Here is a 26,417-nt window from a genome sequence, read left to right on the forward strand (position 1 = left end):
CAGCCCACCTGTGATTCCGATCTCCCCGGGCCGTACCCGCAGGGCCACGCTGGCGGGCGCCGTGTGCGCGCTGCTCGTGGCGGGGACGGCGCTCACGGGATGCTCCGAGGATCCGAACGAGGGAACGAACGGCGTCGGCAGACTCCCCGCCGACCAGATCCAGGCCAAGGCCCAGAAGGCCGCCGCGTCCGTCGGCACCGTGCGGCTGCACGGAACGGTCGTCACCAGCGGCCGTACCTACACGCTCGACATGCGCCTGAAGGAGAAGGGCGGCATCGGCTCGGTCACCACCAAGGGGGAGACCTTCCGCCTGCTGCGGGTCGACGAGGAGCTGTTCCTGAAGGCCGACGCCGCCTTCTGGGGGCAGGGGCGCAGCGGGGGCGCGAACGACTCCAAGGCGGCGGACAAACTCGCCGCGAAGTACGTCAAGGTCCCCAAGGGCGACCCCTCGTACACCAAGTTCATCGGCTTCACGGACAAGAACGTGCTGCTCGGCGGTCTGCTGACGCTGCACGGGGAGCTGGCCACCGACGGCCACCACGAGCAGGACGGCGTGCGCACCGTCCGGGTCACCGCCGGCGAGGGGGCGGGCGGCACCCTGGACGTCTCCCTCGAGGGGAAGCCCTATCCGCTGCGGCTGGAGCGGGCCGGGGAGGCGGGCACCCTCACCTTCTCCGCCTGGGGCACCGACTTCCCGCTGGAGAAGCCGGCCAAGGGCGAGACACTGGACTACGGCAAGCAGCTCCCGACGTCCTAGCCGCCCGGTGTCCCGGCCCCGGCGGCTCAGGGCGTCGCGTGTCCTGGACCGGACGCCTCCGCCGGGTCAGCGGCGCCGCTTGCGCTTCGCCAGGAGGCGCGGCAGCCCCGCCGGCATCGGCTGCCGGGTGGTCACGGGGGTCGGCAGCGGGGCCGCGGCCAGGTCCCCGTCGGGCAGCGGTGACGTCCCGCCCGTCGGCTCCAGACGCAGGACGCGGCACTCGCGGGCCCAGCGCCCGGGCATCGCCTCGCCGTCGGGGGCGTTCAGCCGCTTGCCCTTGAGGTCGGCGACGGCCGCCGTCCACTCCTCGGAGCCCGACGGCAGTTCGCGGACCGTGGCGGCCCAGGTCACCAGCCGGCCGCCCTTGTCCTTGCTGCGGACCGTCACCTCGGCCGGCCCCCCGTCGGCCAGCCCCGGCAGCGGCTGTTCGCCCGGTCCGTCGCCGATCACGCAGGCGGCGCCCTCGTGCCACACGTGCCACAGCGCGCGGGCCGGGACACCGGGACCCCTGACCCAGATGAGGCCGGACTTCTTCGTGGCCTCCTCGATGAGGGCCCGTTCGAGCAGCTCGCCAGTCATGCGGGCCAGCCTATCCACGCCCCCGGGGCGCCGGGCCCGTGCGTCTCAGAGCCAGCCGTTGCGCTTCAGCGTGCGGTGGATGCCGAGACAGAGGGCCACCGTGACGCCGAGGACCACCGGGTAGCCGTACTTCCAGTGGGTCTCCGGCATGTAGTCGAAGTTCATGCCGTACACCCCGCAGACCATCGTGGGCACGGCGATGATCGCGGCCCACGAGGTGATCTTGCGCATGTCCTCGTTCTGCGCGACGGACGCCTGCGCGAGGTTGGCCTGGAGGATGGAGTTCAGCAGTTCGTCGAAGCCGACGACCTGCTCCTGCACCCGGGCCACGTGGTCGGCGACGTCCCGGAAGTACTTCTGGATCTCCGGGTCGATCAGCCGCATCGGCCGCTCGCTGAGCAGCTGCATCGGCCGCAGCAGCGGCGCCACGGCCCGCTTGAACTCCAGCACCTCGCGCTTGAGCTGGTAGATCTCACCGGCGTCCGTACCGCGCGGGGTGCCCTTGCGGCCGGGCGAGAAGACCTTCGTCTCGACCTCGTCGATGTCGTCCTGCATCGCGTCGGCGACCGCGATGTAGCCGTCCACCACGTGGTCGGCGATGGCGTGCAGCACGGCCGAGGGGCCTTTGGCCAGCAGCTCCGGGTCGTCCTGGAGGCGGTGCCGCAGGGCCCGCAGGGAGCCCTGGCCGCCGTGCCGGACGGTGATGAAGAAGTCCCGGCCGGTGAAGCACATCACCTCGCCGGTCTCCACGATCTCGCTGCTGGAGGAGACGCGGTCGTGGTCGAGGTAGTGGACGGTCTTGAAGACCGTGAACAGGGAGTCGTCGTAGCGCTCCAGCTTGGGCCGCTGGTGGGCCTGGACGGCGTCCTCCACGGCCAGCGGGTGCAGGCCGAACTCCGCGGCGATACCCGCGAATTCGGCCTCCGTCGGCTCGTGCAGGCCGATCCAGACGAAGCCTCCGTCGCGGCGCACCCGGCGCATCGCCTCCTGCGGGCCGAGCGGTCCGTCCTCGGTGTCCAGGCGGCGGCCGTCCCGGTAGACGGCGCAGTCGACGACGGCGGTGGCCGACGCGGCGTCGCGCGTGGTGTCGTACGGGCCGCTCCCCTTACGGAGCGAGATGCGGGAGGCGGGGCGGACCACGGCGCGCAGGTCGCGGATCATCGACATGGCGGGCTCCTTCGCGAGCGGGCAACGAAAGGCGCCGGAACGACGGGTGGAACAACCCGGAATGAGGACGTCCTGGACTGCGGATGTTTGGCACGTCCACAAAGCGGGCAGCACCGCACCGTCGCGGTGGCGAGCTTCGTCGCTGATACAGCTACTGGGGCAGATCAGTCAGAACGAAACGAGTGCTCTTCCGATGAAGACGCGCGAAGCGAAAGGCGGGAGCCGAACGGGAAGCAGCTACCTCAGCGGGCGGAAGAGCGGGTGATACTGCACGGTCGACTTCGGTCCATGCCAGCCCCACCTCCTCCGGCCGGTCCCTCGTGAGGGACGATCGCGATCCCCCTGAGGGGATTTCCCCCTTGAGCGGGGGTGCACACAGCGTTCGGGCAATAGTCGAGCGCGTGAAGCGTGCTGCCCGAACCACCGGCCAAGCGTATCAGCCGACTGCTGTGTCAAGGCTCTGCTTTGCCCGGTACTGACGAGTTCTATGCTCGCCCCATGGCTGATGTTCTTCCTCTGGTCGAGGCCCGGCTGCGCACCGCGCTGGGCGAGCCGGACGCACGCGCGGCGGTCACCTTCCTGGGCACGGACCGCATCGAGGTGCTGCGCTTCCACGAGGGGGACATCGTGCGCTACGCCACCCTCGGCATGTCCGCGCAGCCCATGGCGGACCCCACGGCCGTGATCGCGGACCCGGTCGCGGGCCCCCGCGCCGAGCTGGTGCTGTCGGTGCGCGGTGGCACGGCCGACACCGACAAGGTGCTCCGCCCGCTCGCCGTACTCGCCGCGTCCCCGCAGGTCGAGGGGCTGGTCGTGGCCCCCGGCGCCTCGCTCGACGTCGGTGAACCGCTGTGGCCCGGCGCCCCGTTCACCTCGGTACTGGTCGCCGAGCCGGGCGGCCTGGTCGAGGACCTCGAACTCGACGCGCCCCTGGAGCCCGTACGGTTCCTGCCGCTGCTGCCGATGACGCCCAACGAGGCCGCCTGGAAGCGGGTGCACGGCGCCCAGGCCCTCCAGGAGCGCTGGCTGGACCAGGGTACGGACCTCAGAGACCCGTCCCGGAAGTCCGTACCGCTGGACCGAGCGCCTGAGTGAGCCCCGCTCCGGGCCCACGCCGGAGTGGGCCCGGAGCGGACCCCGGAGTGAGCAAGCTCACCAACGCCGTTGGCGCACCGCTCAGTTGGCGAAGACGCCGACCCCGTCCTCGGTGGCGTGCCGGGGCTGCTGCTCCTCGGCCTTCGCGGTGAGCGACCGGCGCCGCACCAGCACCACCAGGGCACCCAGCGCCGCCGTCACGGCCGCGACCACGAACGGCATCCGGGCGTCGGCCCACTCCTCGAGCTTCGGCGCGAAGAAGGGCGCGGCGGCGGCCGCGAACCAGCGCACGAAGTTGTACCCGGCGCTCGCCACCGGCCGCGGCGCGTCCGACACACCGAGCGCCAGCTCCGTGTACACGGTGTTGTTCACACCGATGAGGGCGCCGGACAGCACGATGCAGACGACGGCCGTGGTGTGGTCGCCGTAGCCGAGCACCAGCACGTCCACCGCGAGCAGCACCAGCGAGCCGCCCAGCACCCGCAGTGAACCGAAGCGCTTCTGCAGCCGCGGCGCGACGATCACCGAGAAGACGGCGAGCAGCACGCCCCAGGCGAAGAACACCGCGCCGGAGCGGTAGGGGGTCATGTTCAGCACGAACGGCGTGAAGGCCAGCACGGTGAAGAACGTGTAGTTGTAGAAGAACGCCGAGACCGCTGCGGAGGCCAGCCCGCCGTGCCCGAGCGCCTTGACCGGGTCGAGCAGGGAGGTCTTGCGGGCCGGGCGGGGCTGCTCCTTCAGGAACACCGAGATGCACACGAAGCCGACGGCCATCAGGAAGGCCGTACCGAAGAACGGGTAGCGCCAGCTCGCGTCGCCGAGCACCGCGCCCAGCAGCGGGCCGCAGGCCATGCCGAGGCCGAGGGCCGACTCGTAGAGCAGGATGGCCGCCGCGCTGCCGCCGGCCGCGGCGCCGACGATCACCGCGAGGGCGGTGGAGACGAACAGGGCGTTGCCCAGTCCCCAGCCGGCGCGGAAGCCGACCAGCTCGCCGACCGATCCCGATGTGCCGGAGAGCCCGGCGAACACCACGACCAGCGCCAGGCCCAGCAGCAGCGTCTTGCGCCCGCCGATGCGGCTGGAGACGAAGCCGGTCACCAGCATCGCCAGCGCGGTGATCAGGAAGTACGAGGTGAACAGCAGGGAGACCTGGCCGGCGGTGGCGTCGAGGCCCTCGGCGATGGACGGCAGGATCGGGTCGACGAGCCCGATTCCCATGAAGGCGACGACGGACGCACCGGCAGTCGCCCACACGGCTTTCGGCTGCCTGAGAATGCTGCCCGATCCCGTGTCGATGGGGTCCATGGGTGCTCCAATCCCGGACGTGGAGGGGTGCCGGATGTCCGGCGACAGATTGGTTGGGTTATGCACACAATAGCTTAGCCAACCTAACTAATGCAAACTACATCTATCGTGGTCCGTGGCCTGCGGTTCCCTCCGGACGGGTGATCGTCCTTGACGTGACGCGGCGGAGCTAGGACCGTGGGGCCCTATGAGGGGCGAACCCAGTTGCCCGAAGTGCGGTGGCCGGGTCAGGGCTCCCGGCCTCTTCTCGGATGCCTGGCAGTGCGACGTGCACGGCACCGTGCATCCGCTGCAGCCCGTGATACCGCCGAGCGTCGAGGCCCTCGAAGTCGTCGTGCACCGCACCAAGGTGCCGGTGTGGATGCCGTGGCCCCTGCCGGTGGGCTGGCTCTTCACCGGGGTGGCCTCCGCGGGTGACGACCGCAGTGGTGGCCGTGCGACGGCCGTCGCCTGCACCGGCCCCGGACCGCTCGGCGGAATGGGGGAGCTGATCCTGGTCGCCGAGGAGCTCGGCGTCGGCCTGGGCGCGCGGTACGCGGGCATCGGCGGACCCGACCCCGGACCCTTCATGGACGTCGAGAAGCCGCCCCAGGCCAAGGTGCTCGCCGCCGGCCGGCCGACCCCGCTCTGGCATGTGTCCGGCACACCCGACGACCGCGCCGTGTTCGCGGGCGAGGCGCTCGGCCTGTGGCTGTGGGCGGTCGTGTGGCCGGAGAAGTCGGGCCTGCTGATGTACGACGAACTGGTGCTCGCCGACCTGCGGGACGCCGGCGCCGAGGTGGAGCTGGTGCCCTGCGGCGCCCTGTCCCCGCGGCTGCTGGAGGCGTAGTCCGCCCACCTCGGTTGTCGGAGGCGTAGTCCGTCCACCTCGGGTTGTAGGGGGCGCATACCGGGTTCGGGTGTGACAGGAGCGGCCGAAAATCCGGTTATCCTGGAGCGTCCTCATCCGTCCGTCACGCTTGGAGTAACGCGTCGTGCGCATCGACCTGCACACCCACTCCACCGCGTCCGACGGCACGGACACCCCGGCCGGACTGGTCCGCAAGGCCGCGTCCGCGGGTCTCGACGTCGTCGCCCTGACCGACCACGACACCACGCGCGGCCACGCCGAGGCCCTCGCGGCGCTGCCGCCGGGCCTCACTCTGGTCACCGGCGCCGAACTCTCCTGCCGGCTCGACGGCATCAGCATGCACATGCTGGCCTTCCTGTTCGACCCCGAGGAGCCCGCGCTGCTCGCGGAGCGCGAGCTGGTCCGGGACGACCGGGTGCCGCGGGCCAAGGGAATGATCACCAAGCTGAACGAGCTGGGCGTCCCGGTCACCTGGGAGCAGGTCGCGCGGATCGCCGGCGACGGCTCGGTGGGACGCCCGCACGTGGCGAGCGCGCTCGTCGAACTGGGCGTCGTGGCGAGTGTGAGCGACGCCTTCACCCCGGAATGGCTGGCCGACGGCGGCCGGGCGTACATGCCGAAGCACGAGACCGATCCCTTCGAGGCCCTGCGGCTGGTCAAGAACGCCGGCGGGGTCGCCGTCTTCGCGCACCCGGCCGCGAGCAAGCGGGGCCGGACCGTGCCGGAGTCGGCGATCGCGGAGCTGGCCGAGGCAGGGCTCGACGGCATCGAGGTCGACCACATGGACCACGACCCCGCGACGCGGGCGCGGCTGCGCGGCCTGGCGGGCGAGCTGGGCCTGCTGACCACCGGGTCGAGCGACTACCACGGCAGCCGGAAGACCTGCGTGCTCGGCGAGTTCACCACGGACCCGGAGATCTACGGCGAGATCACGCGGCGGGCGACCGGGGCGTTCCCGGTGCCGGGGGCCGGCGGGGCCTGACCCCGCACCCGGACCTCACCTTTTCTCGGCTCGCGCCTCACTCTTCCCGGCCCGCGCCTCCTCCTTCCTCGCTCACCCTTTTCGTACTCGTGCAAGGCAGTCATGTTCGACGTCGCCGTCTTCGGCTCTCTCTTCCTGACCCTTTTCGTCATCATGGATCCCCCGGGGATCACCCCGATCTTCCTCGCGCTGACCGCGGGCCGTCCGGCCAAGGTGCAGCGGCGCATGGCCTTCCAGGCCGTCTGTGTGGCGGGCGGTGTCATCACCGTCTTCGGGCTGCTCGGCCATCAGATCCTCGACTACCTGCACGTCTCCATCCCGGCGCTGATGATCGCCGGCGGTCTGCTGCTCCTGCTGATCGCGCTCGACCTGCTCACCGGCAAGACCGACGAGCCCCAGCAGACCAAGGACGTCAACGTCGCGCTGGTCCCGCTGGGCATGCCGCTGCTGGCCGGGCCGGGCGCGATCGTGTCGGTCATCCTCGCCGTGCAGAAGGCCGACAGCGTCACGGGGCAGGTGTCCGTGTGGGCGGCGATCCTCGCCATCCACGTCGTCCTGTGGCTGGTGATGCGGTACTCGCTGCTGATCATCCGGGTCATCAAGGACGGCGGGGTCGTCCTGGTGACGCGGCTTGCGGGCATGATGCTCTCCGCCATCGCCGTGCAGCAGATCATCAACGGCGTGACCCAGGTGATCCAGGGCGCCTGACCAGGCCCTGCCCAGGCCCTGACCGGGCCGCCGGACACACCGGAGCCCCCGTACCCAAGGTGGTACGGGGGCTCCTCAAGCATGCGTACAGTGCACCGGGACGCGGCACGTACGGCCGCGGGACCGCGGTGCGGGAGTTACGAGGCCGTGGTGTCGGCCGGGCGGATCCACAGGCGCTGCCCTACGGCGGCGGCCTGCTGAACGATGCGGTTGACGGAGGCGGCGTCCACAACGGTCGAGTCCACGGTGGTGCCGTCGACGTCGTCGAGTCGCATGATTTCGAAGCGCAAGGGCTTCTCCCTTCGTCTGGTCATCCTCCTGGAGGAGAACTACTGGGGGTGGAGGTCCACGGGACCGGACGGGCCCGTGTTCAGTGACTGGTACAACGAGCTTTGCGGTGCAAACATTCCCTACGCTAAGGAAATTTTTCGATCGACTAAATACTGACCCGTAAGGGTTTCGAGGGAGACCGACCGGGACCGGTTGTGTTCATAGCGTGACCAGCGGGACAATGTGAGGTGATGAACGACGACCTCGCGGCACTGCACGCCCGTATCGACCGCACGAACGAGCTGCTCCAGCGCATGCTCGCCGAGGTGGCCAAGACGCCCTCGACCCACGCGATCTTCGTGGACGCCGGCTACCTCTACGCGGCCGCCGGGCGGCTCGTCGCCGGGACGGAGGACCGCCGCGCCTTCGACCTCGACGCCGAGGGGCTCATCGACGCGCTCATCGACCGCGCCCGCACCGTCTTCGCCGACAGCAGGCTGCTGCGCGTCTACTGGTACGACGGCGCCCGGCGTCGCATCCACACCGCCGAGCAGCAGACCATCGCCGAGCTGCCCGACGTCAAGGTCCGCCTCGGCAACCTCAACGCCAACAACCAGCAGAAGGGCGTCGACTCCCTGATCCGCTCCGACCTGGAGTCACTGGCCCGGCACCGCGCCATCAGCGACGCGGCCCTGCTCGGCGGCGACGAGGACCTGGTCTCCGCCGTCGAGGCCGCCCAGGGGTACGGCGCCCGCGTCCACCTGTGGGGCATCGAGGCGCCCGAGGGCCGCAACCAGGCCGAGCCGCTGCTCTGGGAGGTCGACAGCCAGCGCACCCTCGACCTGGACTTCTTCAAGCCGTACGTCTCCCGGCGCACGGCGTCCGCCTACGAGCCGGCGACCGGCCGGCCCACCCGGGAGGACGTCCGTTTCGTCGGCGCGCAGATCGCCGCGAAGTGGCTGGTCTCCCGCGGCCGGGACACCATGATGGAACTCCTCCCCGGCCACCCCTACCTGCCCGGCTCGGTCGACCAGGACCTGCTGGTCGAGGCGGAAGGCCTCCTCCAGTACTCCCTCCGCGGCCAGGCGGACCTCCGCCGCTCCCTCCGCGACGGCTTCTGGGACCACCTGCAGGCGCAGTACTAGGCGGCGCCACGGGTTCGTCCCGCCTCGCGCTGAGGGGGCCGCGTGCCTCGTGTGGTGCCGCTCAGCCGGTCGCCGGGGCCCGGTCCTCCCCGGCGAACCTCAGGCGCGGTGATACGGGCGGGACCGGAGCCGGAGTGATCCCTGAGGATCACTTGAGGGACGGCTGAGACTCCGTGATGTCGAAGAAGTCGGCCAGAGCCCGCGCCGTGTGGGTGGGGCGGTCGACCATGGGCGTGTGGCCGGCGCCGTCGACGACCGTGCGACGGGCCGTCAGGCGCCGGGCCATGTGGTCGAGGTCCGGCACCGGCCAGGTGTCGTCGGTCGAGCCGGAGAGGACGTGCGTCGGCAGCGGTACGGCGGCCAGTTCCGCGACCCGGTCCGGCTCGGTGCACAACTGGCGCCCAGCGGCGAGAAGTTGTGCGGGCTTCGTGCTCAGCCAGCGCCTCCGCAACTGCTCCGGTCCGCCGGTGCCGCGCGCCGGCCCGCCCACCTCCTCCGGCGGGCCCATCGCCAGGATGGCCTCCCAGCACTCCTCCATCGACATCACGGCCAGCGCGTCCCGCAGCAGCCTCACCCGCTGTTCCTGCGCGGCCGAGATACGGGCGGGACCCGAGCAGACCAGCGTCAGCGAGCGGAAAGGGGAGTGGTCGAGGAGGACGGCCGCACGCGCGATCTGGCCGCCGAGCGAATGGCCGACGAGGTGGACGGGCGCGTCGAACTCACGCGCCTGTGCCAGCACGTCCTTCGCCAACTCGTCCTGTGCGTAGGCGGCTTCGTCGTCGGCGGGCCCGTCGGACGCGTGCTGGCCCCGCCCGTCCACGGCGACGGCGCGGTACCCGCGGGCGGCGAGCGGTGCGAGCACCGGCGTGAAGTCCTCCTTGCTGCCGGTGTAGCCGGGCAGCAGCAACGCGGTTCCCCGCAACGGGACGTCACCGGCCGGCGGTACGTCCAGGACGGCGAACTCGCCCCGTGCGGTGCGGAGTCGGCGAGGCAGGTCACCGGGGGGCGGGGCGGGGGGGAAGGCGCTGGTCACGGGGTGAGGGTAGCGGGTGCGGACACGCCGACGGCCCGGCCCCACGTGGGGGAACCGGGCCGTCGGCGTCGGTGTGCGTCAGCCCTCCGCGGACTCCGCCTCCGGGGCGACCGTCGCGGCCTTGCGGGTGCGGCGGCGCGGCGCGGGGGCCTCGGCGGCCTCCGCCTCGGGGGCGGTCTGCGCCGGGACCGTCTTGCGCGTGCGGCGCGGCTTGGCCTCGGCCGTGCCCTCGGCGGCCACGGCCTTCTTGGCGGCGGTCTTCCGCGTACGCCGCGGCTTCTCCTCCGCCTCCGGCGCGGTCTGCGCCGGGATCTCCACGGGCTCCGCCTCGGCGGCCTTACGGGTGCGGCGGCGCGGCTTGGCCTCGGTGCCCTCGGCGGTGTCGACGGCCGCCGCGGCCTTCTTGGCGGCGGTCTTCCGCGTGCGCTTCGGCGCGGCCTCGGTGGCCTCGGCCGCGACGTCGGCCTCGGCGACGGCCTTCTTGCGGGTGCGGCGCGGCTTGGCCTCAGCGACCTCGGCAGCCTCGGCGGCCGCCTCGGTGGTGCCTTCGGCCGTCTCGACCACGGCCTCGGCCTTCGCCGCGGCCTTACGGGTGCGGCGGCGCGGCGCGGCCGGCTCGGCGTCGACGGTGCCCTCGGCCGTGTCGACCGCGGTCTCGGCGGCCTCGGCCGACTTGCGGGTGCGGCGGCGACGGGGCTCGGCGGCCTCGGGAGCGGACTCCTGGACCGACGGCTCCTCGACGGCGGCCGGCGCCTGCTCGGCCACCGGCGCCTCGACGGCCGTGGCGTCCTGCGCGGCGGACCCCGCACCCCGGCGGGTGCGACGACGGCGCGGCTTCTCCGGGGTGTCGGAACCGGTCGCGGAAGCCTCCACCGACGGGCCCTCGGCCGTGTCGACGGCGGTCTCGGCCGCCTCCTGCCCCACGGCGCCCACCGGAGCGGCGGTGGCCCCGCCGCGCGTACGGCGACGGCGGCGCGGGGTGCGTGCGGTGGCCTCGCCGGCCTCCGCCTCCCCCGCGACCTCAGCGGCCGCAGCGGCGGACTGCCCGCCCGCCTCGCCGAGCGGGGTACCGCTGCGGGTGCGGCGACGGCGGCGCGGCGTACGCGTCGACGCCTCCCGCTCCTCGGAGCGGGAACCGCGACGCCCGTCACGGCCGTCACGCCCGTCCCGGCCACCCCGTCCGCGCGGCGCGCGGCCGCCCGGCTCGCCCAGGTCCTCGAGCTCCTCCGCGTCCAGTCCGGCCCGGGTGCGTTCCGAGCGCGGGAGGACACCCTTGGTGCCCTCGGGGATGCCCAGGTCCGTGAACAGGTGCGGAGAGGTGGAGTACGTCTCCGGCGGGTCGCTGAAGCCCAGGTCCAGCGCCTTGTTGATCAGCTGCCAGCGGGGGATGTCGTCCCAGTCGACCAGGGTGATCGCCGTACCCTTGGCGCCCGCGCGGCCGGTGCGGCCGATGCGGTGCAGGTACGTCTTCTCCTCTTCAGGCGACTGGTAGTTGATGACGTGCGTGACGCCCTCGACGTCGATGCCGCGCGCGGCGACGTCGGTGCAGACGAGTACGTCCACCTTGCCGTTGCGGAAGGCGCGCAGCGCCTGCTCACGGGCGCCCTGGCCGAGGTCGCCGTGGACCGCGCCGGAGGCGAAGCCACGCTGCTTCAGCTGGTCGGCGAGGTCGGCCGCGGTGCGCTTGGTGCGGCAGAAGACCATGACCAGGCCACGGCCGTCGGCCTGCAGTATCCGCGCGACCAGCTCGGGCTTGTCCATGTTGTGCGCGCGGTAGATGAACTGCTTGGTGTTCGCGACCGTGGCGCCCTCGTCGTCCGGCGCCGTGGCGCGGATGTGCGTGGGCTGCGACATGTAGCGGCGGGCGAGACCGATGACCGCGCCCGGCATGGTGGCCGAGAACAGCATCGTCTGGCGCTTCACCGGAAGCAGCTTGATGATCTTCTCGACGTCGGGCAGGAAGCCCAGGTCGAGCATCTCGTCGGCCTCGTCGAGGACGAGGGCCTTGACGTCCGACAGGTTGAGCTTCTTCTGCCCGGCGAGGTCGAGCAGCCGGCCCGGGGTGCCGACGATCACGTCGACGCCCTTCTTCAGCGCCTCGACCTGGGGCTCGTAGGCCCGGCCGCCGTAGATCGCGGTGACGCGCACGTTGCGCACCTTGCCGGCGGTCAGCAGGTCGTTGGTGACCTGCGTGCACAGCTCGCGCGTGGGGACGACCACCAGCGCCTGCGGCGTGTCGGTGAGGTCCTCGGGCTTCGCGCGGCCCGCCTCGACGTCGGCGGGGACGGTGACCCGCTCGAGGAGCGGAAGGCCGAAGCCGAGCGTCTTGCCGGTGCCGGTCTTGGCCTGGCCGATGACGTCCGTGCCCGACAGGGCCACGGGGAGCGTCATCTCCTGGATGGGGAAGGGAGTGGTGATGCCGACGGCTTCAAGGGCTTCGGCTGTCTCGGGGAGGATCCCGAGCTCTCGGAACGTCGTAGTCAGGGTGCTGCCTCTTCTGTGTGCGCGGTGCGAGGCGAGCGCGGGGGTCGTGTAGGGACCGTGCCGGGGACGACGGCTGCCATACGGTGAAGGCCGTAGGACACGGGACCACTGCCGACGCTCGAGCGCTCGTACCGCTGAGGTGTCCCTCCGGATTTCGTACGCGGTGTGCCGTACGACTTCAGAGGGCTGTCGGGTCGGAGCCGATCGGGCCACCGACCGGGCATCCTCATACTTGCGGCCCGTCGAGCACGTCCGAATACGCCAGAGTGCTCAGCAGCCGCAATACCACCATACCCCGGATTCCCGCACACGCCATGGCCGATTTGGTCACGTAGTCGTCGTCACACTGATCGGCCAGGGCCCTCCGGCGCAGGCCGGGCGGGCTATTGTGCGCTGCATGACGAGCTCTGACAGCCCTGACACCGCCGCGGAAACCCCCGAGACCCCCGCCGCACGGACCGGCGTCGCCGCCATGGACTGGGCGGCCGCCTCCGCCGACCCCCAGTACCGTGCCGCTGTCGTGGACCTGCTCGGCGCGCTCGCGTACGGGGAGCTGGCGGCGTTCGAGCGGCTCGCGGAGGACGCCAAGCTGGCGCCCACCATGGGGGACAAGGCGGAGCTGGCGAAGATGGCCTCGGCCGAGTTCCACCACTTCGAGCGGCTGCGGGACCGGCTGGCCGAGATCGGCGAGGAGCCGACGCACGCCATGGAACCGTTCGTCGCCGCCTACGACGGCTTCCACAAGCAGACGGCGCCCTCCGACTGGCTGGAGGGCCTGGTCAAGGCCTACGTCGGCGACTCCATCGCCAGCGACTTCTACCGCGAGGTCGCGGCACGTCTCGACTCCGACACCCGCGCGCTGGTGCTGGCCGTGCTGGACGACACCGGGCACGGCGGCTTCGCCGTGGAGAAGGTGCGTGCCGCGATCGACGCGGACCCGCGCGTGGGCGGGCGGCTCGCGCTGTGGGCCCGCCGGCTGATGGGTGAGGCGCTGTCCCAGTCCCAGCGGGTGGTCGCCGACCGGGACGCGCTGTCGACGATGCTCGTCGGCGGGGTCGCGGACGGGTTCGACCTGGCCGAGGTCGGCCGGATGTTCTCCCGGATCACCGAGGCGCACACCAAGCGGATGGCGGCGCTGGGCCTGGCCGCCTGACCGCATTCCCCGACGGCGCGGGCCCGGCGGGTCGGCGGCGTCCGCGGACACCGCCGCTCGCGACCGGTCAGGCGGTCGCCGAGCGGCGCAGCCGACCCGCCGGGCGCAGCAGCAGCGACAGCGAGGCGACCGAGACGATCGCGGCGCCCAGCAGCATCGTCAGCAGATTGCCCGCGTCCAGCGCAGTGTTCATGACGAAAGCGCCGAACAGGGCCCCGGCGACACCGGTCGGCAGCACCAGCACGGGGGCGGGAAGCCGATGCGACAGGCGGCGGTACGCCCCCAGGGCCAGGGCCAGGCCGAGGATCGCGGAGCTGAGCGCTTCCAGAAGCATGTCGGGGTCCCTCCCACATGGCCGGCCTGCTCGTTCAGGTCGTAGCCCGTCTTACCCCTGACCTGCGGAATGCAATCCTCCCTGGGGGGTTCGCCGTACTCCGTCGGAGTGGTCCGGGTCAGCGGCCCCCCGCGACACGCCCGGGTGTGCCCCCGACACGCCGTGGGGGCGCGGGCAAGGGGGGACCGGGACACGGGAAGGCCCGGCGGTGGGAACCGCCGGGCCTTCCCGTGTGCCGAACCGCTTCGCGTGCTACAGCGCGCCGAAGCCCACCTTGCGCGGGGCCGGCTCGCCGATCTCGATGTAGGCGAGACGGTCGGCCGGGACCAGGATCTTGCGGCCGTGCTCGTCCACGAGGCTCAGCAGCTGCGACTTCCCGGCCAGCGCCTCGGCCACCACGCGCTCGACCTCCTCCGCGCTCTGACCGCTCTCCAGAACGATCTCGCGGGGCGCGTGCTGCACGCCGATCTTGACCTCCACGGCTATGTCCCTCCGACGGTCAGTGAAGTGCGCGACCTTCCGCGCCGTACCAGCACACATTAGCCCGGTGAGGGGACGTACACGCTCCGCCCTGCCACGCCAACAGCGAACAGCCGACGGGAACAAACGCCCGCCGCGCCCCGGCGGTCAGTGGGGCTCGTTGCCGTGCAGCGGGAACCCCGCGATGCCGCGCCACGCCAGTGAGGCCAGCAGCTGCACCGCCTGGTCGCGGGGCACGCTGCGGTCGCTGTGCAGCCAGGACCGCGCCACCACCTGGGCGAGGCCGCCGAGCCCCGACGCGAGGAGCATCGACTCCGCGCGCGACAGCCCGGTGTCCTCGGCGATGACGTCGCAGATGGCCTCCGCGCACTCGTTGGTGACCTTGTCGACGCGCTCCCGGACGGCGGGCTCGTTCGTCAGGTCCGACTCGAAGACCAGGCGGAAGGCTCCGCCGTCGTCCTCGACGTACGCGAAGTACGCGTCCATGGTCGCCCGGACACGCTGCTTGTTGTCCGACGTCGACGCCAGCGCGTGCCGCACCGACTGGATCAGCGCCTCGCAGTGCTGGTCCAGCAGCGCCAGGTACAGGTCGAGCTTGCCGGGGAAGTGCTGGTACAGCACCGGCTTGCTGACACCCGCGCGCTCGGCGATGTCGTCCATGGCGGCCGCGTGGTAACCCTGCGCGACGAAGACCTCCTGGGCGGCGCCCAGCAACTGGTTCCGTCGGGCACGGCGCGGAAGGCGTGTACCCCTCGGGCGTACCGCGTCCGTCTGCTCGATGGCTGTCACGCCGCCTCCCATTGTCGTCCACATGCGGGGTCAGCCGCGCCGCCATCGTACTTTTCGGTAATCCTGATGTGCGCGGTGCACGTGCAGAATTTCACGGACCGGACAGCGGAAGAAGCGGTACGGACGGTTTCAAAAGCTGTCAGAGCGGGCAAGAACTGTCCCCTTCCGGGCGGCCGGTGTCCCGGCCTGCGCGCTCCTCACCGGTAGTCGTCCTCGTCGAGGGAGACGACGCGGGCCTGTTCCACCAGGTCCCCCTCGCTCGCCCGGCCGGGGTCGACCTCGGTCAGCGGGTCGTCGCGGTCGGGCGACACCTCCGCCTGCTGTTCGGCCGCGTCGACCTCGGGCGCCTCGACGTCGTACTCCAGGCCCTCCTGCACGTCCTCGTCCTCCAACGTCTCGGGGTCGGTGGGGTCTACGGGGTCTACGGCCATCGCTGGGCTCCCTTCCTGGTCACGTCCCTGAAGCATGCAGGGGCCACGTACGGGTGCCCTCAGTACGAGCCTAGGAGACACCCGATCCGGACGCCATGCGATCGGCGGCCGGGTGCGACCGGGTGCGCGCCCGGTGTGGGAGGGGCGTGACGGCGGCGCGGAGGGGTGTTCGTCGTCCTGTGATGCCGAACACATGAGCTGCCGCGTGATCGTCTCGTAACATTGCGGCATGTCTGCGTCCGAGCTGCCCTCCGTACCGCCCACCAGCGTGCTGCCCGAGCCGGCGGCGGTCAGGGTGGCGGAGGGTGAGCAGCTCAGGTCGGTGCGGCTGCCCGGCGTCACGCTGACGGTCAGATCCCGGCCACCGGCCCGCGAAGGCCTTCCGCCCGCCTTCTTCGTCCACGGACTCGGCGGTTCCTCACTGAACTGGTCGGCCCTGATGGCCCTGCTGGACGACGTCGTCGACAGCGAGGCCGTGGACCTCCCGGGTTTCGGCGACTCCCCGCCGCCGGACGACGGCGACTACTCGATCACCGCGCACGCCCGCGCGGTGATCCGCTGTCTGGAGGCCTCCGGCCGCGGACCGGTGCACCTCTTCGGCAACTCGCTCGGCGGCGCGGTCGTGACCCGGGTCGCCGCCGTGCGCCCCGACCTCGTCCGCACCCTCACCCTCGTCTCACCCGCCCTGCCCGAACTGCGCGTACAGCGCACCGCCGTCCCCACGGGGCTGCTGGCCGTACCCGGGGTCGCACCGCTGTTCACCCGGATCACCCGGGAGTGGACGGCCGAGCAGCGCGTCCGCGGCGTCCTGCACCTCTGTTACGGCGATCCCGGACGGGTGACCCCGGAAGGGTTCCGGCACGCGGTGGAGGAGATGGAGCGGCGGCTGCGGCTGCCGTACTTCTGGGACGCGATGGCGCGCTCCGCGCGGGGGCTCGTCAGCGCCTACACCCTGGGTGGCCAGCAGGGACTGTGGCGGCAGGCCGAGCGGGTGCTCGCGCCGACCCTGCTGATCTACGGCGGCCGGGACCAGCTCGTCGGCTTCCGCATGGCCCAGCGCTCCGCCCGCGCCTTCCGTGACTCCCGGCTGGTGACACTCCCGGACGCGGGACACGTGGCGATGATGGAGTATCCGGAGACCGTGGCGTTGTCGTTCCGTGAACTCCTGAGGGACGCGACGGGTTCAGTGGGCGAGGGGGATAGTGTGCAGCCGGACGCACAGGGCGCTCCGGGTCCGTCCGCCGACACCGGTGGCCCGACCACCGCAGAGATCACGAGGGGCTGAGGCGCGACGTGGGACGCCACAGCCGCCGCGGACCCGCCCCGAAGGGCGACCCGGCGAACACCACCACCGCCGCCGCCACCGGCCGTGACGCCCGTGACGGCCGTGAAGCGCGTCACGACGAGCGTGACGGGGTGGTGCCGGCGCAGCAGCAGACGCGGCGAGCGCCTTCGGGTGCCGGCCAGGGTCACGGTTCGCCCTACCCGGGCGGCCCGTCCGCCACTCCGGCGCACGGTACTCCGGGCACGCCCGGCACTCCCACCTACGGACACGGGCACGAGGCGCCGGGGCACGGAAGGCCGGCACCGGGTGTGCCGCGCCTGCCGGAGGGATGGCAGCCGGACGGAACCCCGGCGCGGGGTGTGCCGCGGTTCGGGGACGGGACTCCGCCGCAGGGTGTGCCCCGGTACGCGGACGGGACCCCGGCGCACGGAATCCCGCAGGTAAGAGGCGGGCACCCCGAGCAGCAGGAGCCCGGCGGTGGCTGGGGGGACCCGCACGGCCGCACCGCGACCGGGGCGGGCCACGGCACACCGGCCGCCCGGCAGGGCGTGCCCCTCCCGCGCCAGCGCCAGGCACCCGCCGACGGACCGCGCCAGGACTACGTCGAGGCGTTCGACGACCGGAACGACGACCTCTTCACCCCGCGCAGGCCCGCCGCCCGTACCCAGGCCGACCCGTACGACGCCGTCACCGACTGGGAGGGCACTCCCGGCACCGGCGTCCCCTCCGGCCGCGACACCGACACGGACGACGAGGACGAGGCGCCGACGGGTGTCCCGGCACAGACCAGGGGCGGGAGGGGCCGCGCGTTCACCGGCATAGCGGCCGCCGCCGTCACCACCGTGCTGGCCGTCGTCGTCGCCGGGCAGGTCGCCGACGACCGCGACGCCCCCGGCGTACAGCAGTCCTCCGGTGAGCAGGCGCGTGACGTGCGTGACCCCGCCTCGCGTGGCGACGCCCGCGAGACGCCCGGGGCGCCCCCGGCACGGCCGCTGACGTACGAGCAGCAGATGAACCGCAAGTTCCCCCTGGCCGCCACCCGCGCGGGCACGGGGAAGTTCGACGCCGTCGAGGGCATCGACAAGGCGCCCGGCAAGGGGCGGAAGATCACGTACCGGGTGGACGTGGAGCGGGGGCTCGATCTCGACGGAGCCCTGTTCGCCGAGGCCGTGCACCGGACGCTCAACGACAACCGCAGCTGGGCGCACAACGGCGCCCTCACCTTCGAGCGGATCCACTCCGGCAGCCCCGACTTCGTGATCACCCTCGCCGGCCCCGAGACGACCGCCGACTGGTGCGCCAAGTCGGGCCTGGACACCACCGAGGACAACGTCTCCTGCGACTCCGCCGCCACCGAACGCGTGATGATCAACGCCTACCGCTGGGCTCAGGGCGCGGAGACCTACGGCGACAAGATGTACGCCTACCGCCAAATGCTGATCAACCACGAGATCGGCCACCGCCTGGGCCACAACCACGTCACCTGCGACAAGGACGGCGACCTGGCCCCGGTGATGCAGCAGCAGACCAAGTTCCTCGACCACGACGGAATCCGCTGCCGCCCCAACGCCTGGCCCTACCCCAAGGGTTAGAGCCCCGCCCGGCGCACCCCGTCGGCGGACGTGAGCCGGCCGCGCGCCGGTCGTGAGCCCGGAGCGGGCCCGGCGTGAGCCGGTCCCAGCACGGCGAACGCGCTCCGTGCGGGAAAGTTACGCCCGTTCACCCCTTTTGGTGGCGTGATGGACAACCGTCCATCACGCCACCGTCCTGTCCGCATACGTTCGTCCCGCTGCGAGCCGCCCGACCAAGGGAGGCTCACCACACGGGAGATCGGGGGTGCACACGTGCGCATCGGACTGCTTACGGAGGGTGGCTATCCGTATGTGGGCGGTGAAGGCGGGGTGTGGTGCGACCGCCTGGTGCGCGGGCTCGACCGACACGAGTTCGACGTCTACGCGTTCAGCACCGGCCAGGCCCAGGAGGACACGGGCTGGGTGGAGCTGCCGCCGCAGGTCACCAGGGTGCGCACGGCGCCGCTGTGGACCGCCGAGGACGACGGGGTGGTCCACGGCCGCCGCGCCCGCCGGCGTTTCGCCGAGCACTACGGCGAACTGGCCGCCGTCCTCTGCACCGCGGCCGAGTCCGGCACCGCCGAGGCGGACCGTTTCGCCAACGCGCTCCACGGACTCGCCGAACTCGCCCGCGACGAGGGCGGACTGGTCGCTGCACTCCGCTCCGAGCAGGCCGTACGCGCCCTTGAACGCGCCTGTCGTGCGCCCGGAGCGCGGCGCACCGCGCGCGAGGCCCGCGTCCCGGATCTGCTGACGGTCGCCGCCCACCTGGAGCGCGCCCTGCGCCCCCTCTCCCTCGACTGGTACGAGGAGGGCGGCCTCGGGGCGGTGGACCTCTGCCACGCCGCGTCCGGCGGCATCGCCGCACTCCCGGGCCTGCTCGCCCACCACTTCTTCGGGGTGCCGCTCCTGGTCACCGAGTACGGCGTCCGCCTGCGCACCCACTACCTCACCCGCCCGGACGCCTCGCCCGCGGTCCGGTCGCTGCTCGCCGCCTTCCACGGCCGGCTGACCGCCGAGACCTACCGCACGGCCGCGGTGATCACCCCCGGGAACGCGCACGCCCGGCGCTGGCAGGAGCGCTGCGGCGCCGACCGCGCGAAACTGCGCACGGTCCACCCCGGGATGGACCCCGCGCCCTTCGCGCGGGTGGCGGACAACCCCGCGACGGCTGACTCGCACACCCTCGTCTGGACCGGCCGGGTCGAACCCGCCAAGGACCTGGTCTCGCTGCTGCACGCCTTCGCGGAGATCCGCACGGCCGAGCCCAAGAGCCGGCTGCGGATAGTCGGCCGCCCTTCGGGTCCGGAGGGCACCGCCTACCTCGGCCACTGCAAGGCACTGGCCGCGCAGCTCTTCCCGGACGAGGCCGACGGCCCGCACGCCGTCGGGCAGAACCCGGTGTCCTTCGAGGAACTCGGCGGCCCCGGCGCCGAGACCGCCGCCGACGTCCGCGCGGGCGGCGCCGTCACCGTGCTCTCCAGCGTCGTCGAGGGGTTCCCGGTGGGCCTCATCGAGTCGATGTTCTGCGGCCGCGCGACGGTCTCCACGGACGTCGGCGCGGTCGTCGAGGTGATCGGCGGCACCGGTCTCGTCGTACCGCCGCGCAATCCGCGGGCGCTCGCCGAGGCGTGCGTGTCGCTGCTGCGCGACCCCGAGCGCCGCGCGCGGCTCGGCGCCGCCGCACGCGCCCGGGCGCTCGAACTGTTCACCGTCGAGCAGAACGTCACCGCGTTCCACGGCCTCTACCTGGAGATCGTCGCGCGGACACCGGTACGCCGCCCCGTCCTCGACGGCACCGGAGACCCCCAGCCCTTCGCCGCCCCCGCCGAGGCCCACGTCACCGGCAACTGGACCGAACCCACCCCCCGCGCCGTCCCCACCTGGGCCGTGGAGACGCCGGTGCCCGCCACGGAGACCGTCCGATGACCGACCTGAGCGAACTCGACCGCGGGACCCCGCCCGGAGCGGCCGACCCGGTCAAGGTGCTGCTGCACCGCCACCGCGAACTGTGCGAACGCGCGGTGGACCCGCTGGAGATCGCGGCCGGCCTGGAGGCCCACGGCATCACCGACCGGACCGCCGCACGCTTCCGTCACCGCGACGTCTTCTCGCTGGCGGAGGAGCTCTACGCCCGCGTCCCGCGCGACGCGGAGACCGGCACGCCCGGGCCTGACGAAACGTCCGGGGCCGGCACGCCGTCCCGCGAAGGGAGCGGCCGTCGGGCCGTCCCGCTCCTCCTCCTGCCGCTGCTCCCCGGCCTCCTGTGCGCGGCGTCGCTGTTCGCCCTCTCCCGGACCCAAGGCCAGACCCGTCTCTACGCGGCGGCCGCCGGCATCCTCGCCGTCGCCCTCGCCCTGCGCGCGGCGGTGCGCCGGGGACCGCTGAGCGTCCCCGCGGACCTCGCCCCCCGGGCAGCCACCGGCTCCTGGACCTGGTGGCTCGTGGGGTACGCCGTGCTGGGCGACGGACTGCTGCGCACCGCCGTCACCGGCGGCCCCGACGGCCTCCCCGACGGCACCACCGAGGGGCACTGGCCGCTGGCCCTCACGCCGGTGCTGGTCCTCACCCTGGCCTGCCTCCCCGCAACCTGGACCACCCACCTCTTCCTCACCGTCGCCCGCCGCAAGCTCGCCACGAGCCGCGGCCTGGAGGACTTCGCCGCCTCGGTCCGCCCCGTCCTGCTCGGCGCCGTCACCCTGTTCCTGGGCGCCCTGGCCGCCATCGTCGCCCTGTGCTCGCCGTTCCTCGGCACCGCCCCCGTGTCCCCGGCGATCCTCACCCTGGGCGCCCTCCTCCTCGTCGCCCGCCTGCTCACCGTGCACGGCTTCACCCACGCGCCGCGCGTGATCCTCATGCTCACCGCGGTCGCCCAGGTGCTGGCCGTCGCCACGGTCTTCGCGGCCCGTCTGCCCGGCTGTACCCCGCTGGGCGCACCGGTGGAAGCCCTGGTGACCGCCTGGGGTCCCGCCGCCGTACCCGTCCTCACCTGCGGTGCCGGCGCCCTGGTCCTGCTGGTCCACGCCTCCCGCACCCTCACCCGCGCCTCGGCGCACCTGCGCGCGGAGCAGCCGCGATGACCCCCGCCGCAGCGGGGCGGCGCGGCCCGACGCGACCCCGGAGCACCGGCCGGCCGCCCGTCCCGCACATCCCGCCCCACCCGCAGCCGCACCGCAGGCGCGTCCCACCCCACCCGAAGGAGACCCCCGCATGACCTGCCGACCCGCCACCGCCTGCCGCGAAGGAGCCGACCGATGAGGGTCCTGCTGATCGGAGCCAACGGCTACATCGGCCGCTTCGTGGCCGACCGCCTGCTCGCCGACCCCGCCGTCCAGCTCACCGCCCTCGGCCGCGGTGACGACGCCGACGTCCGCTTCGACCTCGCCACCGGCAGCCCCGGCGCCCTGACCCGCTTCCTCGACGCCGTCCACCCCGGTGTGGTCGTCAACTGCGCCGGCGCCACACGCGGCGGCGCCCGCGAGCTCACCCGGCACAACACCGTCGCCGTCGCCACCATCTGCGAGGCGCTGCGCCGCAGTGGCTGCGGGGCGCGGCTCGTGCAGATCGGCTGCGGCTCCGAGTACGGGCCCAGCCAGCCGGGCTCCTCCACGGCCGAGGACGCCGTCCCCCGACCCGGCGGCCCCTACGGCGTCAGCAAGCTCGCCGCCACCGAACTGGTCCTCGGCTCCGGCCTGGACGCCGTGGTGCTGCGGGTGTTCTCGCCCGTCGGCCCCGGCACCCCCGCCGGGTCGCCCCTCGGCCGCCTCGCCGAAGCCATGCGCCGCGCCATGCAGTCCGGCGACGGCGAGCTGAAGCTCGGCGGTCTCGGCGCCCAGCGCGACTTCGTGGACGTCCGCGACGTGGCGCGCGCCGTGCACGCCGCCTCGCTCTCCGCCGCGCAGGGCGTCATCAACATCGGCTCCGGGCGCGCCGTCCGCCTCCGGGACGCCGCCGGGATCCTCGCCCGGGTGGCCGGCTACGGCGGCGCCCTCAACGAACTCGACGGTCTCGCCGGCCCCCACGCAGGGGCCGTCCACACCATGCACACCGCCCACGCCTCCCAACTGAGGGCGACCATCGGGCACCCCCGCAGCGAACCCGAGCACCACACCGCCACCTCACCCGCCGCGTTCCCGTACCCCGACGGCTGCGGAACCTGGCAGCAGGCGGATGTACGCACCGCACGCGACCGGCTCGGCTGGCGGCCCCGGATCAACCTCGAGGAGTCGCTGGCGGACATCTGGATGGAGGCGGCATGCCGTATCTGACCAGCTCCAGACCGGGCACCGCGACCACCGACGTCCGCACCGGCTTCGGCGTCCCGGGGGTCGCGCACCCCCTCCTCGCCGCCGACGAGTGGAACCGGCTCCACCGCCCCGGAACCCCCCTGCACTGGGTGGTGCTCGACGTGGCCGGCGGCCCCGGCGTCCAGCCGGACCCGCACTGCCTGGAGGCGGCGGGCCGCCTGCGCAACGCCGGCGTGCGCGTCCTCGGCCACATCGACGCCGCCTACGGGCTGCGGAGCTTCGGGGAGATCATCTCGGACGCCCACCGCTTCCTCGACTGGTACCAGGTCGACGGCTTCCTCCTCGACCGCTGCCCCGCCGACCGCGCGGCGCTCCCCGAGGTACGGCGCACCGTCGCCACCCTCCGGGTGATCCACGAGGGCGCGCACGTCGTCCTCGGCCACGGCACGCATCCGCACCCCGGCTACGCCGAGCACGCCGACCAGCTGGTCACCTACTCCGGCCCCTGGAGCGACTACCGCTGGTCGCAGGTCGCGGAGTGGACCGCGGACCATCCGCCCGAGCGGTTCTGCCACTTCGTGCACGGCGTGCCCCGGCCGCACCTGGAGGAGGCCCTGCGCATCGCCCGCTGGCAGGGCGCCGCCACCATCTACTTCACGGACCACTCCGACCGTGTCTCCGGCCGTGCCGGCCCGGCCGATCCCTGGGGGCCGCTGCCCGGCTACTGGGACGACATCGTCTCGCGTGTCGGAACGGGTGTCTCGGAATGAAAAAGGGCGTGGCAGTGTTGTCGCGAGAACAACCGTAGTGATTGACCGACCAACGGAGTCCCCGTGTCGCTGCCACCCCTGGTCGAGCCGGCCCCCGAGCTCACCGTAGACGAGGTCCGCAGGTACTCCCGCCACCTGATCATCCCCGACGTGGGCATGGACGGGCAGAAGCGGCTGAAGAACGCCAAGGTGCTCTTTGTGGGCGCCGGCGGCCTGGGTTCGCCGGGTCTCATGTACATGGCCGCGGCGGGTGTCGGCACGCTCGGCATCGTGGAGTTCGACGAGGTCGACGAGTCGAACCTGCAGCGCCAGATCATCCACAGCCAGTCCGACATCGGCCGCCCCAAGGCCGAGTCCGCGCGTGACACGATCAAGGGGATCAACCCCTACGTGAACGTGGTCCTGCACGAGGAGCGGCTCGAGGCCGACAACGTGATGGACCTGTTCAGCCAGTACGACCTGATCGTCGACGGCACGGACAACTTCGCGACCCGCTACCTGGTCAACGACGCCTGCGTGCTGCTGAACAAGCCGTACGTGTGGGGTTCCATCTACCGCTTCGACGGCCAGGCGTCCGTCTTCTGGTCCGAGCACGGTCCCTGCTACCGCTGCCTCTACCCGGAGCCCCCGCCCCCCGGCATGGTCCCCTCCTGCGCCGAGGGCGGCGTCCTGGGCGTGCTCTGCGCGTCCATCGGCTCCATCCAGGCCAACGAGGCCATCAAGCTCCTCGCCGGCATCGGTGAGCCGCTCGTCGGCCGCCTGATGATCTACGACGCCCTGGAGATGCAGTACCGTCAGGTCAAGGTCCGCAAGGACCCGGACTGCGCGATCTGCGGCGAGAACCCGACCGTCACCGAGCTCATCGACTACGAGGCCTTCTGCGGCGTCGTGTCCGAGGAGGCCCAGGCGGCGGCCGCCGACTCCACGATCACTCCCAAGCAGCTCAAGGAGTGGATCGACGACGGCGAGAACCTCGAGCTCATCGACGTCCGCGAGCCGAACGAGTTCGAGATCGTCTCCATTCCGGGCGCCCGGCTGATCCCGAAGAACGAGTTCCTCATGGGCAACGCCCTGGAGAGCCTGCCGCAGGACAAGAAGATCGTCTTGAACTGCAAGACGGGTGTCCGCAGTGCGGAAGTCCTCGCGGTCCTGAAGTCCGCGGGCTTCTCCGACGCCGTCCACGTCGGCGGCGGCGTCATCGGCTGGGTCAACCAGATCGAACCGGAGAAGCCGGTCTACTAGGCCGCACCGGCCGAAGCGGTCCGCGGGACCGCACCGGCCGTCACCGGGTCCTCGTCGGGGGCTTCGGGTACCTTGCCGGGTGCCTGGAGCCCCCGGCGCCGTCAGGAGCAGACCTTGCCGTCCTCCGGGACCGTGCCGGCCAGCAAGTAGGCGTTCACCGTGGAGTCGACGCAGTCGCTGCCACTGCCGTAGGCGCCGTGGCCCTCGCCCTTCCAGGTGAGCACCACCCCGACGTCCTCGCCCAGCTCGTCCGCCATCCGCCGCGCTCCCTCGTACGGGGTGGCCGGGTCGCCCGTGTTGCCCACGACCAGGACCGGCGCCGCGCCCGGGGCGCTCACCTCCGGCGTGTCGAACTGGCCCGGCACCGGCCAGTCGTGGCACCAGCCCGCCGTGTCCCAGCCGAGGAAGGACCCGAAGACGGGGGAGATCTCCTCGAACTCGGGCAGCAGCTTCTTCGTCTCCTCCAGGGTCGGCCGCTGCTTGTCGTCCAGGCACGATATGACCCGCTGGGAGTGGGTCGTGGTGCCGTAGTGACCCGAGGCGTCGCGTTCGTTGTAGCCGTCCGCGAGGGCCAGCAGCGCCGTGCCGTCACCGTCCTGCGCGGCCTCCAGCGCGCTGGTCAGCGCCGGCCAGCTGGACTTGCTGTAGAGCGGCAGGACGATGCCGGTCAGCGCCAGCGACTGCGTCAGCTCACGCCCCGAGGAGGACGTCGGCAGCGGCTCGGCGTCGATCCGGTCCAGCAGGTCCGCGATCTCGCGTGAGCCCTGCTCCGGGTCCTTCCCGGTGGACTTCAGGTAGTTGTCGAGGGCCGTCTGGAAGCCCCTGGTCTGGTTCTTGGCGTGGCCGATCGTGTCGGCGGTCGGATCGACCACCGCGTCGAGCGTCATCCGGCCCACCTTCTCCGGGAACAGGTGGGCGTAGACGCCGCCGAGCTCGGTGCCGTAGGAGATCCCGAAGTAGTGCATCCGGTCGTCGCCCAGGGCCTGCCGGATGCGGTCCATGTCCCGGGCGGTGTCGGTGGTGGAGACGTGCGCCAAGAGCTTCTCGGCGGTCTCCTGGCAGCCCTTGCCGAAGTCGGCCGCGTCCGCGAGGAACGCCCGCTCCTCGGCCGGGGTGTCCGGTGTGCCGTCCACGGAGGACTCGGCGGCCTGGATGGCCTTGTCGTCACGGCAGCGGACGCCCCCGCTCGCGGCCACCCCGCGCGGGTCCCAGCTCACCAGGTCGTACCGCTCGCGCAGATCGTCGGTCAGGGCGGCGTAGGCGGGCAGGGTGGAGACACCGGAGCCGCCCGGACCGCCGAAGTTGAACAGCAGGGAGCCGAGGCGGTCGCCGCCCGTGGCCTTCGCCCGGATGAGGGCCAGACCGATCGTCTCGCCCTCCGGCTCCGACCAGTCCAGCGGCACCTGGAGCGTGGCGCACTGCCACTCGTCGCCCGGTGCCGGGGCGTCCTCGGTGGCCTTGCAGCGTCCCCAGTCGAGCGCGGCCTTGGCGCCGTTGCCGTCGTCCTTCTTCGAGCCGTCGTCCGATGGTCCCGCGCCGCTGCATCCCGCCGTCAGCAGCGCGGCGGCGGCCGACAGGGCCGCCCACCGTGTGAACCGGGTCATGTGCCACTTCCCCCCTCGCAGGCCGTCCGCTACGTGCGGCGAACGGCGTCCCGGCCATGGTAGGCAGTCCCGGCGTTCACCGGGGCGGCCTGTGGAAAACGCTCTGAGCTGGGCGTTCCCCCTCGGCCTGCTCGGC

General features: G+C 72.5%; 25 protein-coding genes. 14 read left to right on the forward strand and 11 right to left on the reverse strand.

The features are described 5' to 3' along the window. Nucleotides 1–10: 10 nt before the first annotated feature. Nucleotides 11–757, forward strand: a complete 747-nt coding sequence (locus tag ACIF8S_RS11580) for a hypothetical protein (protein WP_399998817.1) — start codon at nt 11–13, stop codon at nt 755–757. Between the two features lie 66 nt (nt 758–823). Here ACIF8S_RS11580 and ACIF8S_RS11585 read toward each other — a convergent pair whose 3' ends face one another. Beyond that, a complete protein-coding gene (locus ACIF8S_RS11585; protein ID WP_349798231.1) occupies nt 824–1,336 on the reverse strand; it encodes a hypothetical protein in 513 nt (170 codons plus the stop codon). A 45-nt stretch (nt 1,337–1,381) separates the two neighbouring features. Next, nucleotides 1,382–2,503, reverse strand: a complete 1,122-nt coding sequence (locus ACIF8S_RS11590; protein WP_349798233.1) for a magnesium and cobalt transport protein CorA — start codon at nt 2,501–2,503, stop codon at nt 1,382–1,384. A gap of 498 nt (nt 2,504–3,001) precedes the next feature. On the opposite strand from ACIF8S_RS11590, the gene ACIF8S_RS11595 reads away from it, so the two are divergent. Further along, nucleotides 3,002–3,598, forward strand: coding sequence for a suppressor of fused domain protein (locus tag ACIF8S_RS11595; RefSeq protein WP_399998819.1), 597 nt, complete (start codon nt 3,002–3,004; stop codon nt 3,596–3,598). Between the two features lie 81 nt (nt 3,599–3,679). Here the strand turns inward: ACIF8S_RS11595 and ACIF8S_RS11600 are convergent, their stop codons facing one another. Next, nucleotides 3,680–4,903, reverse strand: a complete 1,224-nt coding sequence (locus tag ACIF8S_RS11600) for an MFS transporter (RefSeq protein WP_399998820.1) — start codon at nt 4,901–4,903, stop codon at nt 3,680–3,682. A gap of 187 nt (nt 4,904–5,090) precedes the next feature. Between ACIF8S_RS11600 and ACIF8S_RS11605 the strand changes: the two genes are divergently transcribed. The 3 genes from ACIF8S_RS11605 (at nt 5,091) to ACIF8S_RS11615 (ending at nt 7,443) form a co-directional block, all read left to right on the forward strand. After that, complete coding sequence (locus ACIF8S_RS11605; protein ID WP_399998821.1) at nt 5,091–5,732, forward strand: DUF6758 family protein; 642 nt, start codon at nt 5,091–5,093, stop codon at nt 5,730–5,732. A 145-nt stretch (nt 5,733–5,877) separates the two neighbouring features. Beyond that, the gene (locus ACIF8S_RS11610) at nt 5,878–6,735 is read left to right on the forward strand and encodes a PHP domain-containing protein (RefSeq protein ID WP_399998823.1); all 858 of its coding nucleotides are present in this window, start codon (nt 5,878–5,880) and stop codon (nt 6,733–6,735) included. Nucleotides 6,736–6,837: 102 nt separating this feature from the next. After that, complete coding sequence (locus ACIF8S_RS11615) at nt 6,838–7,443, forward strand: MarC family protein (RefSeq protein WP_024884350.1); 606 nt, start codon at nt 6,838–6,840, stop codon at nt 7,441–7,443. Nucleotides 7,444–7,580: 137 nt separating this feature from the next. On the opposite strand, the gene ACIF8S_RS11620 is transcribed toward ACIF8S_RS11615, so the two are convergent. Then, the gene (locus ACIF8S_RS11620; protein WP_349798245.1) at nt 7,581–7,733 is read right to left on the reverse strand and encodes a hypothetical protein; all 153 of its coding nucleotides are present in this window, start codon (nt 7,731–7,733) and stop codon (nt 7,581–7,583) included. Between the two features lie 231 nt (nt 7,734–7,964). Here ACIF8S_RS11620 and ACIF8S_RS11625 point away from each other — a divergent pair, with 231 nt between their 5' ends. Further along, entirely contained in the window at nt 7,965–8,858 is an 894-nt protein-coding gene (locus ACIF8S_RS11625; RefSeq protein ID WP_024884351.1) for an NYN domain-containing protein, read from the forward strand. A gap of 148 nt (nt 8,859–9,006) precedes the next feature. Here ACIF8S_RS11625 and ACIF8S_RS11630 read toward each other — a convergent pair whose 3' ends face one another. Further along, entirely contained in the window at nt 9,007–9,891 is an 885-nt protein-coding gene (locus ACIF8S_RS11630; protein ID WP_399998825.1) for an alpha/beta fold hydrolase, read from the reverse strand. Between the two features lie 78 nt (nt 9,892–9,969). Next, nucleotides 9,970–12,282: a DEAD/DEAH box helicase gene (locus ACIF8S_RS11635; protein WP_399998826.1), complete on the reverse strand. Its 2,313-nt coding sequence runs from the start codon at nt 12,280–12,282 to the stop codon at nt 9,970–9,972. A 490-nt stretch (nt 12,283–12,772) separates the two neighbouring features. Between ACIF8S_RS11635 and ACIF8S_RS11640 the strand changes: the two genes are divergently transcribed. Continuing rightward, nucleotides 12,773–13,528, forward strand: coding sequence for a ferritin-like fold-containing protein (locus ACIF8S_RS11640; protein ID WP_024884355.1), 756 nt, complete (start codon nt 12,773–12,775; stop codon nt 13,526–13,528). Between the two features lie 67 nt (nt 13,529–13,595). Here the strand turns inward: ACIF8S_RS11640 and ACIF8S_RS11645 are convergent, their stop codons facing one another. The 4 genes from ACIF8S_RS11645 to ACIF8S_RS11660 form a co-directional block, all read right to left on the reverse strand. Continuing rightward, nucleotides 13,596–13,862 carry a hypothetical protein gene (locus ACIF8S_RS11645; RefSeq protein WP_024884356.1) on the reverse strand — a complete coding sequence of 89 codons (267 nt, stop codon included), beginning with the start codon at nt 13,860–13,862 and terminating at the stop codon, nt 13,596–13,598. A 252-nt stretch (nt 13,863–14,114) separates the two neighbouring features. Then, on the reverse strand, nt 14,115–14,342 hold the full coding sequence (locus ACIF8S_RS11650; protein ID WP_030220063.1) for a DUF3107 domain-containing protein: 228 nt from the start codon (nt 14,340–14,342) through the stop codon (nt 14,115–14,117). Between the two features lie 147 nt (nt 14,343–14,489). After that, the gene (locus tag ACIF8S_RS11655; protein ID WP_349798255.1) at nt 14,490–15,131 is read right to left on the reverse strand and encodes a TetR/AcrR family transcriptional regulator; all 642 of its coding nucleotides are present in this window, start codon (nt 15,129–15,131) and stop codon (nt 14,490–14,492) included. Nucleotides 15,132–15,328: 197 nt separating this feature from the next. Beyond that, nucleotides 15,329–15,562 carry a hypothetical protein gene (locus ACIF8S_RS11660; RefSeq protein ID WP_399998827.1) on the reverse strand — a complete coding sequence of 78 codons (234 nt, stop codon included), beginning with the start codon at nt 15,560–15,562 and terminating at the stop codon, nt 15,329–15,331. Nucleotides 15,563–15,791: 229 nt separating this feature from the next. Between ACIF8S_RS11660 and ACIF8S_RS11665 the strand changes: the two genes are divergently transcribed. The 7 genes from ACIF8S_RS11665 to moeZ all read left to right on the forward strand — a co-directional run bounded on the left by ACIF8S_RS11665 (nt 15,792) and on the right by moeZ (nt 24,677). Next, nucleotides 15,792–16,847 carry an alpha/beta fold hydrolase gene (locus ACIF8S_RS11665; RefSeq protein ID WP_399998828.1) on the forward strand — a complete coding sequence of 352 codons (1,056 nt, stop codon included), beginning with the start codon at nt 15,792–15,794 and terminating at the stop codon, nt 16,845–16,847. A gap of 8 nt (nt 16,848–16,855) precedes the next feature. Next, nucleotides 16,856–18,439, forward strand: a complete 1,584-nt coding sequence (locus ACIF8S_RS11670) for a DUF3152 domain-containing protein (protein WP_399998829.1) — start codon at nt 16,856–16,858, stop codon at nt 18,437–18,439. Nucleotides 18,440–18,691: 252 nt separating this feature from the next. Then, entirely contained in the window at nt 18,692–20,347 is a 1,656-nt protein-coding gene (locus tag ACIF8S_RS11675; RefSeq protein ID WP_399998831.1) for a DUF3492 domain-containing protein, read from the forward strand. Next, nucleotides 20,344–21,498, forward strand: a complete 1,155-nt coding sequence (locus ACIF8S_RS11680; RefSeq protein WP_399998832.1) for a hypothetical protein — start codon at nt 20,344–20,346, stop codon at nt 21,496–21,498. Before ACIF8S_RS11675 ends, ACIF8S_RS11680 begins: the two co-directional genes overlap by 4 nt. Before the next feature lie 174 nt (nt 21,499–21,672). Then, on the forward strand, nt 21,673–22,686 hold the full coding sequence (locus tag ACIF8S_RS11685) for an NAD-dependent epimerase/dehydratase (protein ID WP_399998833.1): 1,014 nt from the start codon (nt 21,673–21,675) through the stop codon (nt 22,684–22,686). Next, nucleotides 22,674–23,435: a spherulation-specific family 4 protein gene (locus ACIF8S_RS11690; protein ID WP_349798267.1), complete on the forward strand. Its 762-nt coding sequence runs from the start codon at nt 22,674–22,676 to the stop codon at nt 23,433–23,435. The genes ACIF8S_RS11685 and ACIF8S_RS11690 overlap by 13 nt, the downstream gene beginning before the upstream one ends. Before the next feature lie 63 nt (nt 23,436–23,498). Then, nucleotides 23,499–24,677: an adenylyltransferase/sulfurtransferase MoeZ gene (gene moeZ / locus ACIF8S_RS11695; protein WP_215210166.1), complete on the forward strand. Its 1,179-nt coding sequence runs from the start codon at nt 23,499–23,501 to the stop codon at nt 24,675–24,677. Between the two features lie 101 nt (nt 24,678–24,778). Here moeZ and ACIF8S_RS11700 read toward each other — a convergent pair whose 3' ends face one another. Beyond that, entirely contained in the window at nt 24,779–26,281 is a 1,503-nt protein-coding gene (locus tag ACIF8S_RS11700) for an alpha/beta hydrolase (RefSeq protein ID WP_399998834.1), read from the reverse strand. Nucleotides 26,282–26,417 lie beyond the last annotated feature (136 nt).

It is taken from the genome of Streptomyces sp. NPDC085937 (genome assembly GCF_044540535.1).
Taxonomy (GTDB): Bacteria; Actinomycetota; Actinomycetes; order Streptomycetales; family Streptomycetaceae; genus Streptomyces.